Here is a 9,177-nt window from a genome sequence, read left to right as displayed (position 1 = left end):
CCTGCTCTAACGAGGGGCTTTCGCCGCTCTAAAACCGGCCCGCCGGACCCCGGTGCAGCCCCGCCCGCAGCGCGGTCAGGTGCTCCACGCCGATCCGCTGCTGCTCCTCGGGCAGCGCCCCGTCCACGAACGCGTGGTAGGCGCCGGGGAAGTTGTGCAGCTCCACCGGCACGCCCGCCTGCGCCAGCCGCAGCCCGTACTGCAGGCCCTCGTCGCGGAGCGGGTCGAGACCGGCGGTCGAGATGTAGGCGGGCGGCAGCCCCCTCAGATCCGCGGCCCTGGCGGGCGCGGCGTACTCGGAAACCCCGTCCCGGTCCCGGGTCCGGCCGGCGGCCCCGCCCAGGTACAGCTCCCAGCTCTCGGCGGCCAGCCGGCGGTTCCACACCGGGGTGTCCGTGTACGCCGCCATCGACGCGGTGGCCAGCCGGTCGTCCAGCACCGGTGTGCTCAGGTGCTGGAAGCACAGCGCGGGACCGCCCCGGTCGCGGGCCAGCAGGGTGAGCCCGGCGGCGAGCGCGCCGCCGGAACTCGCCCCCGCCACCGCGATCCTGGCCGGATCGGCCCCCAGCGCCTCCGTGTGGCCGGCGGTCCACTCCAGGGCCGCCCAGCAGTCGTCGAGGCCCGCCGGGTACGGATGCTCCGGCGCCAGCCGGTAGGAGACCGCGACGACCACCGCGGAGGCGTGCAGGGCGGCCTGCGCGGCCCCCAGGTGCACGGAGTCCACGTTGCCCAGGCAGAACCCGCCGCCGTGGATCCACAGCACCGCGGGCAGGAGCTCCCGCCGCGCCCTCGGCCGGTAGACCCGCACCAGGACGTCGGGACCGCCGGCCGGGCCCGCGACCGTCAGCTCCCGTACGTCGGTCCCGGGCACCGGCGGCAGTTCGCCGATGCCCAGCAGCCTGCCGCGGTGATCCGCCACCGCGTCCGCCAGACGTCCCTCGACCGGCATCCTCAGGCCTCCAGCGCGAGGGCCTGCGAGGGACACAGGGCCACGGTCTCCCGGGCCAGCGACTCCTCGTCGGCGCCGCTCACCCGCTCCCGCAGGACGAGCACCGTTCCCTCCTCCGACTGGTCGAAACGGTCGGGGTCGGACAGCACGCACTGTCCCGCGCCCAGACACCGGTGGCTGTCGGCCGTGATGCGCATGTTCTTCAGGTCCCTTCTGCTGTGCCGGCGACCGCGGTTGCGGTCCTTCACCAGGTGACGGGCAGTTCCCAGACGCCCTGCACGCCACCGGGCTCCTTGAGCGGCAGCGCCGCGGCCGGCACCGCGAGGCGCAGCCCCGGCAGCCGGCGGAACAGGGTGGACAGGGCGATCTCCATCTCGGCCCGGGCGAGGTTCTGGCCGATGCACTGGTGCACGCCGTGGCCGAAGGAGATGTGGTGCCGCGCCCCGCGCGCCACGTCGAAGGCGTCCGCGCCGGGGAAGGCGTCCTCGTCCCGGTTGGCCGTCGAGATCACCACGATCACCCCGTCACCGGCCTTGACCTGGTGGCCGCCGAGCTCGGTGTCGGTGGTCGCGAACCGGGCCACCCCGTCCGCGATGGCCATGTAGCGCAGGAGCTCCTCCACCGCGCCCGGCAGCAGGGAGGCGTCCGACTTCAGCGCCGCCAGCTGCTCCGGGTTCTGCAGCAGGGTCAGTACGCCCAGCGCGATCGCGCTGGCGGTGGTCTCGTGCCCGGCGACGAGCAGCAGCAGCGCGATGTCGACCAGGTCGCGGTGGGAGAGGTGGCCCGGCGCGAGCTGTTCGGCGATCAGCGTGTCGAGCAGCCCGTCGCCCGGCTCCGCCTCCTTGCGCCGGATCAGACCGTCCAGGTAGCTGCTCAGCTGGGCGAACGCGTCCGCACTGTCCTCCAGCGTGGTGGTGCCGGTCACCACCCGGCGCGACTGGTGCTCGAAGAAGGCGTGGTCGGCGTACGGGACGCCCAGCAGCTCGCAGATGACGATGGACGGCACGGGCAGGGCGAAGTCCGGGACCAGGTCGGCGACCGGGCCCTTCGCCTCGATGGTGTCGATCAGCTCGTCGACGAGGCGCTGGATGCCCGGCCGCAGCGCGGCCACCTTCTTCACGGTGAACGTGGACAGCAGCATGCGCCGCTGCACGGTGTGCTCGGGCGGGTCCATCCCGATGAAGTTGCGGACCTTGCGGGCGGCTTCGAAGCGGGGAGCGGTGGCCGGATAGTGCGGGTGCACCCGGTCCGAGGAGAAGGTGGCCGCGTCCAGCAGCACACGGCGGGCCTCCGCGTGCCCGCTGACCGCCCACACCCGGCGCCCGTTGTAGAGCTCCACGAGGGAGACGGGCCCCTCCTCGCGGTAGCGGTCGTAGCCGGCGGGCGGCTGGAAGGGGCAGCCGCGGGCCTGCGGATACGCGGGCAGGTCCCCCGCGCTCGCGGCGGTTGCGGCAGTCGTCCCGGTCATTCCTTGGCCTCCAGGGTGGCGGTGGGCGCCGAGGCCGCCGGGGCGGCGGCCGGCGCGGTGGGGCGGGGCGCGCCGAGCCTGCGTACGGCCGGCGTCTCCACCCAGCTGAACAGGGCGTGCGCCAGCCCCAGGCTGACCAGCAGCGCGGCGAGCAGCAGCCCGGCCCCGGCGAGCGCCGGCAGGTCGGACCCGCCGACCAGCCAGCGGTGCCCGTACGTCACTACCAGGCCGTGCACCATGTAGAACGCGAACGAGAGCTCACCGAGCCGTACGAGGACCCGCCCGCGCAGCGGTGAACGGCTCCCGGTGTCGTCGGACACCGCGGCGGCCGCCACCAGCGGGGTCAGCCACAGGGCCGCGGTGCCGGCGACCCCGTACAGGTACGGGACCAGGGAGTTGACGGCGTACCCGCCGACGGCGATCAGCGCGGCCGGGGCCAGCCCGATCCTGGGCCAGGCGCCCGCGAGCACCAGCCGTGCGGCGACCATGCCGAGGAGGAACTCCAGGGCGCGCACCGGCGGGAAGAAGTAGACGAACCAGATCTGCTCGAAGGACAGGGTGCCGTCGTCGATGAACGGCAGCGGGGTCCCGGTGACGGCGTACCGGCCGACCAGCGGGGCGATGACCGTGAACGCGCCGAGGGTGGCGGCGAGCGGCCACAGCCGGGCCGCCGGCACGCGGTTCAGCACGCGCAGCAGGAAGGGGAAGCTCAGGTAGAAGAAGAGCTCGACCGACAGGGACCAGCTGACCGCGTTCATCGTGTTCGGCACGGTGATGTCGGGGAACCACGCCTGGACGAGGAAGAGGTTGGCCAGGGTGCCCTTCGCGGTGAAGGGATCGGCGGCGATCAGCATCACCACGGCCGCGAGGGCGAAGGTGACCAGGTGGTTGGGGTAGATCTTCGCGAGCCGCCGCCGCCAGACCCGGGGCGCCGTGTCGTCCGGCCGCGCCGACCAGGTCAGGACGAAGCCGCTGAGCACGAAGAAGAAACTGACCCCGTAGAAACCGGCGTTGCCGAACAGGTCACCGAGCGTCTTGCCCGTCGACCCGCCGATGAACCGGGTCTGCCAGGTCGTGTGGAAGGCGAAGACGAGCAGCGCCGCGATGAAGCGCAGTCCCGTGAGGGACGGGAGTCTGGACGCGTGCGAGGGGGCTGGTGGGCGGGGCATGGGCAGTGACCTCCGGCTGGGACGGGAACGGGCTGGTGCGGGGACGCCCCGCCGGACCGGGCCGGGCTCCCGGCGTGCGGTCCGGTCCGACGGACGTCCCCACGCTGGCAGCCGCCTGTTGGCCGGATCTAAAGCCGCTCTTGTGCCGCCCCGCGGCCGCTCCCCGCACCCGCGGCCCCGCGCCCGGCCCCGCCCGCGGTCCCGCGCCCGGCCCGACCGGCCGCTCCGCCCGAGGTTTGGCCGTCCGCCTGGCCGTCCGCCTGGCCGTCCGCCTGGCCGTCCGCCTGGCCGGCCGTCTGGTCGGCGGTCTGGTCGGCCGCCTGGCCCGCGGCTCGGCCGGCCGTCTGGCCTGCGCTCTGGTCGGCCGCCTGGCCCGCGGCTTGGCCGGCCGTCTGGTCGGCGGTCTGGTCGGCCGCCCGGCCCGCGGCTCGGCCGGCCGGCCCGCCCCCGGCCTGGTCCGCCGCCGTGACCGCGCGTTCGCCCGCGGCAGTGTCGGGCCGGGCGGTCCGCGCGCGTTTCGGGACCGCCTCCAGCAGGGTGCGGGTGTACGGATGGGACGGCGTCGCGAACACCTCCTCCACCGGGCCCGACTCCACGATCCGCCCGTCCTTCATCACCATCACCCGCGCGCACACCTCCCGGACCACGGCCAGGTCGTGCGAGATGAACAGCGTCGCCAGGCCCAGCGAGGCCTGGAGCTCGCGCAGCAGGTCCAGGACCTGGGCCTGTACGGACACGTCCAGCGCCGACACCGGCTCGTCGCACACCAGCAGGCGCGGCCCCGGCGCCAGGGCCCGCGCGATGGCGACCCGCTGCCGCTGCCCGCCCGACAGGGCGAGCGGCCGGCGCGCCAGGTGCTCCCCGGCCAGCCCGACCCGCTCCAGCAGCTCCAGCGTCCGCTCCCGCCGCTCCCCACGGGGCACCCCGGACGCGGCCAGCGCCTCGCCGACGATCCGCTCCACGCTCCACCGGGGGTCGAACGCACTGAGCGGATCCTGCGGCACCAGCTGCACGGTGCCCCGGCGGCCCCGCCGCTCCCGTTCCCGGGCCGCGCTCCACGGCCGGCCCGCGAGATGGACCTCACCGGCGTCGGGCGCCGCCAGCCCCAGCACGATCCGGGCCAGCGTCGACTTCCCCGACCCGGACTCGCCGACCAGGCCCAGCGACTCCCCCGGCCGCAGGGTGAACGAGACGTCGGCCACGGCCGTACGCCGGCTGCCGCGCGGGCCCTTGAACTCCTTGACCAGCCCGCGCGCCACCAGCAGCGGCTCCCCTCCGGACACCCGGGCCGGCGGCGGCACGGCACGCTTCCGGCTCCCCGGCACGGCCGCCAGCAACTCCCGCGTGTACGCGTGCCGCGGCTGCTCCAGCACCTCCGCCGCGGGGCCCGACTCCACGATCCGGCCGTCCTTCATCACCGCCACCCGGTCGGCGAGCGCCTCGACCACCGCCAGGTCGTGGCTGATCAGCAGCAGCCCGGTGCCGCCCGCCTTCAACTCGGCGAGCAGGGCCAGGATCCGGGCCTGCACGGAGGCGTCCAGCGCGGTGGTCGGCTCGTCCGCGATCAGCACCCCGGGCTCCGCCGCGAGGGCCGAGGCGATCAGCGCCCGCTGGCGCAGCCCCCCGGACAGCTGGTGCACGTAACTCGCCGCCCGCTCGGCCGGTTCGGGCACCCCGACCCGCCCGAGCAGCTCCACCACCCGCCCGGCGGCCCGCGACCTCGGCACGAGGCGGTGGGTCAGCAGCGGTTCGGCGATCTCCTTGCCGACCGGCCGCAGCGGGTCGAGCGCCACCAGCGCGTCCTGCGCCACCAGGGCGATCCGCCGCCCCCGTACGGTGCGCCACTCGCGGTCGCCGAAGCCGCGGGCGTCGCGCCCGAACAGCCGCAGGTGCGCCGCGGTGACGGTGGCGGTGGGCCCGGCCAGCCCGAGCATGCTGCGCGCGAGCGCGCTCTTCCCGGACCCCGACTCGCCGACCAGGGCCAGGCAGCGGCCCGCGGCCAGCGCCAGCGAGGCACCGCGCACGGCGTGCACCCGGTCCGGACCGGTCCCGAACCGGACGTCCAGGTCGGCCACTTCGATCAGCGGACCGCCGTCCGCGACGCCGGTGTCGGTCATGAGGAAGCCCGTCCTTCGGCTCGTGTCTGTGCGTGGCGGCCCACCACCGTGACCGCGAGGACCGTGCCGAGCAGCAGCAGTCCGGGGAACAGCGCGATCCACCACGCCTGGTCCAGGAAGCCCTGGCCCTCGGTGAGCATCGCCCCCCACTCCGGGGTCGGCGGCTGCGCGCCGAGCCCCAGGTAACTCAGCGCCGCCCCGGTGGAGATGGACGCCCCGAGCGTCACCGTGGCCAGCACCACCAGCGGCCCGAGCGTGTTGGGCAGCACGTGCCGTACGACGATCAGCGGGCGCGGGACACCGAGGGCGACCGCGGACTCCACGTACCCGGAACGCCGTACGACCAGCGCCTGCGCCCGCACCACCCGGGCGAACCCCGGCGCCGTCCCGACGGCCACCGCGATCGTCGTGCCCGCCACCCCCTTGCCGGCGACCAGCACCACCAGCAGCGCCAGCAGCAGCCCCGGCAGGGCCAGCAGCACGTCCGCCCCGCGCATCAGCAGCGCGTCCCCGAACCTGCCGGACAGCGCCGCGGCCAGCCCCCACACCACGGCGACGGCGACACCCGCGCCGGTCGCGGCCGCGCCGATCGCCAGGGAGTAGCGGGTGCCGTGCACCACGCGCGCGAAGACGTCCCGGCCCAGTTGGTCGGTGCCGAACCAGTGCGCACCGTCCGGCGGCCGCAGCGCGTTCAGCGGATCGGTGTCGGTGGCCCCGACACCCGTGAACAGCCCGGGCGCCAGCGCCGCGGTCAGCAGCAGGAGCAGCACGGCTCCCGCCACCAGCACCGCCGGGCGGACCGGGAACCTCCCGAGGAGCGCGCTCATGCGGCCGCCACCCCGGTTCCCTTGCGCAGCCGGGGATCCACCACCACGTACAGCACCTCCACCACGGCGCCGACCAGCACGAAGGCGACCGCGGACAGCGTCACCACCCCCTGTACGACCGGCAGGTCCCGCCCGCCGACCGCCTGGAGCGCGACCCGGCCGATCCCGGAGCGGGCGAACACGTTCTCCACGACCACGGCCCCGCCCAGCAGCGTGCCGGTGAACCAGCCCGCCAGGGTCAGGGCCGGCAGCGCCGCGTGCCGCAGCGCGTGGCGCGACCGTACGGTGTGCTCCCGCAGCCCGCGGGCCCGCGCGGTGAGGGCGAACGGCTGCCGCAGCGCGTCCAGCATGCCCTCGCGCATCACCTGCGCCAGCACCGCGGCGATCGGCAGGGCCAGCGTGACCACCGGCAGTACGAGGGACCGCGCGTCCCCGCTGTCGGAGACCGGGAACCAGCCCAGCCGGAAGGAGAACACCGTCAGCAGCATGATCCCGAACCAGAACGACGGGGTGGACACGACCGCGAGCTCCAGCAGCGCCGACAGCCGGCGGGGCCAGCGGGCCCGGCCGGAGGTCAGCACCGCCGCGGCGACCGCCAGCAGCAGTGCCACCAGCGTGGCGTACAGGGCCAGTTCGACCGTCGGGCCGAGCTGCTCGGACAGCACCCGGGACACCGGCTGCTGCAACTGGTACGAGTCGCCGAAGTCACCCCGGGCGAGCCGGCCCAGGTACGCCGCGTACTGCACGGGCAGCGGCTCGTCCAGCCCGTAGTGCTGCCGGATCGCCGCCCGCTGCTCCGCGTCGACCAGGGCGTGGGTGCCGACCACCGCGTCCACCGGGTCGCCCGGCACCAGGTGGAGCACCACGAAGGCGCAGGTCGCCGCGCCCCACACGACCAGGGCCGCGGCGCCCAGCCGGGCGGCGAGGTAGCGGACGGCCGCCGGCATCAGCGGGCCTCGACCCAGGCGCCGTAGAACTCGGGCCACGCCGAGATCGACAGGCGCAGGTCGTGCACCCGCCCGTTGACCCCCACCGTGGACTGCTTGACGTAGCCGGGCACGACGACCGCCTGGTCCAGGGTCCAGCGCTGCACCTTCGCGTAGGCCTCGGCGCGCTTGGCCGGGTCGGTGGCGGCCTGGGCCTCCTTGAGCCAGGCGTCGACCTGCGGGTCCGCGACGCGCGCGAAGTTGTGGCCGCCGCCCTCGGCGGTCTCGGTGGACAGGAAGAAGTGGCTGAGGATGTCCCCGTCGGCCCGCGCCCAGCCCGTCTCGACGACGTCGTAACGGCCCGAGTCCAGGCGGCCGGACACCTCGGCGGCGTCGGTGGATGCGGCCAGGTCCAGCTTGATGCCCGACTTCTTCAAGTCGCCCTGCACGGCCTGCGCGAAGAGGCTCGGCTTGCCGTAGACGGGTGCGACGACCGTGAGGGTCTTGCCGTCCTTGGTGCGGTAGCCCTCGCCGTCCCGCCCGGTCCAGCCCGCCTCGTCGAGCAGCTTCGCCGCCGCCGCGGAGTCGTGCGGCCGGCTCTTCTCGAGGGACTTGTCGTAGCTGTACGGGGTGGTGGGGGAGAGGACGCTCCAGGCCCGGGTGCCGGTGCCCTGGAAGACCGAGGCGACGACGGCGTCGACGTCGAGGGCCTGCTGGAAGGCCTTGCGGACCCGGATGTCCGAGAAGAGCGGGCTCTGGGTGTTCAGGTAGAACGCGTCGACCGCCCCCGGCACGCCCTTGGTGACGAGCGACAGTTTGGTGTCGCGCTTGACGACCGCCACCTGCTGGGCCGGTACGGCCCCGGCGGCGTCGACCTGGCCGGCGGTCAGGGCGCCGACGCGGGTGGCGTCCTCGCCGATGAACCGGAGGGTGAAGGAGTCGAGCCGGGGCGGGCCGGTGTGCCCGGCACCCTCGGGCGCCCAGGCGTAGCCGGGGTTCTTGCTGTAGGCCCGCTGCTGGCCGCGGGTGTACTGGCCGGCCTTGAAGGGGCCGCTGCCCACCGCGTCGTTGCCGGAGCAGAGCTTGTCCGCGCCGTTCTTCAGCGAGGCGGGGGCGGCGATGCCCAGGTAGGTGGTGCTGGCGGCCTGGAGGAAGGGGGCGTAGGGCCGGCTGAAGCGCACCTCCACCTCGGTCGGGCTCTTGACCGTCGTGCCCTCGTACGGGCCGAGCAGGCCGGCCGCGTACTGGGACTTGGTCTCCTTGGCGGTGATGTGGTCGAGGTTCGCCTTCACCGCCTCCGCGTCCAGCTTCGTCCCGTCGTGGAAGGTGACGTCGTCGCGGAGTGTGAACGTGTACGTCCTGCCGTCCTCGCCGGTCCGCCAGGACTTCGCGAGCCAGGGCTTCAGTTCGCCGTCCGGGGTCTGGTAGACGAGGGAGTCGAAGACCGGCCGCTGTACGAAGGCGGTGACGTCCTGGGCGCTGGTGTGCGGGTCCCAGCAGTCCGGCTCCTGGTCCGTGGCGTAGACGAGCTTGCCGCCGTTGACCGGCTTGGCGCCGGCCCCGGCCGCCTGCGTCGCGGGGGTGGCGTCCGAGCAGGCGGTGAGGGCGGTGGCGGTGGTGAGGGCGAGTGCGGACAGGACGGCGGCTCTGCGAGCCGGGCGGCGCGAGTGCATGGCGGACTCCGGGACGGTTGACGGGTGCGGGACCGGGCCCACTGTCGC

Annotated in this window: 7 protein-coding genes and 1 pseudogene; all 8 read right to left on the bottom strand. The window is 74.9% G+C overall.

Going from position 1 to position 9,177, the window contains the following annotated elements; all coding sequences use genetic code 11:
* Nucleotides 1–28: 28 nt before the first annotated feature.
* The 8 genes and pseudogenes from ACFTXQ_RS16450 to ACFTXQ_RS16415 all read right to left on the bottom strand — a co-directional run bounded on the left by ACFTXQ_RS16450 (nt 29) and on the right by ACFTXQ_RS16415 (nt 9,129).
* Nucleotides 29–949, bottom strand: coding sequence for an alpha/beta hydrolase (locus ACFTXQ_RS16450; RefSeq protein WP_382641235.1), 921 nt, complete (start codon nt 947–949; stop codon nt 29–31).
* A 2-nt stretch (nt 950–951) separates the two neighbouring features.
* A complete protein-coding gene (locus ACFTXQ_RS16445) occupies nt 952–1,146 on the bottom strand; it encodes a ferredoxin (RefSeq protein ID WP_382641233.1) in 195 nt (64 codons plus the stop codon).
* 47 nt (nt 1,147–1,193) lie between these two features.
* Nucleotides 1,194–2,417 (bottom strand): cytochrome P450, encoded by a 1,224-nt coding sequence (locus tag ACFTXQ_RS16440; RefSeq protein WP_382641231.1) that lies wholly within the window; start codon nt 2,415–2,417, stop codon nt 1,194–1,196.
* Complete coding sequence (locus tag ACFTXQ_RS16435) at nt 2,414–3,586, bottom strand: acyltransferase family protein (protein WP_382641229.1); 1,173 nt, start codon at nt 3,584–3,586, stop codon at nt 2,414–2,416. The genes ACFTXQ_RS16440 and ACFTXQ_RS16435 overlap by 4 nt, the downstream gene beginning before the upstream one ends.
* 488 nt (nt 3,587–4,074) lie before the next feature.
* A pseudogene (locus tag ACFTXQ_RS16430) lies at nt 4,075–5,703 on the bottom strand (dipeptide ABC transporter ATP-binding protein); the annotation flags it as partial.
* Nucleotides 5,700–6,530: an ABC transporter permease gene (locus ACFTXQ_RS16425; RefSeq protein WP_382641226.1), complete on the bottom strand. Its 831-nt coding sequence runs from the start codon at nt 6,528–6,530 to the stop codon at nt 5,700–5,702. The gene ACFTXQ_RS16425 and the pseudogene ACFTXQ_RS16430, both read right to left, overlap by 4 nt.
* Entirely contained in the window at nt 6,527–7,477 is a 951-nt protein-coding gene (locus ACFTXQ_RS16420) for an ABC transporter permease (RefSeq protein ID WP_382641222.1), read from the bottom strand. The genes ACFTXQ_RS16425 and ACFTXQ_RS16420 overlap by 4 nt, the downstream gene beginning before the upstream one ends.
* Nucleotides 7,477–9,129 carry an ABC transporter substrate-binding protein gene (locus tag ACFTXQ_RS16415; protein WP_382641219.1) on the bottom strand — a complete coding sequence of 551 codons (1,653 nt, stop codon included), beginning with the start codon at nt 9,127–9,129 and terminating at the stop codon, nt 7,477–7,479. Before ACFTXQ_RS16415 ends, ACFTXQ_RS16420 begins: the two co-directional genes overlap by 1 nt.
* Between the last annotated feature and the right edge of the window lie 48 nt (nt 9,130–9,177).

Source organism: Streptomyces sp. NPDC057010 (genome assembly GCF_042673805.1).
Classification (GTDB): domain Bacteria; phylum Actinomycetota; class Actinomycetes; order Streptomycetales; family Streptomycetaceae; genus Streptomyces.
Note: the sequence above shows the minus strand (reverse complement) of the source record. Positions and strands in the feature narration are given on the sequence as shown.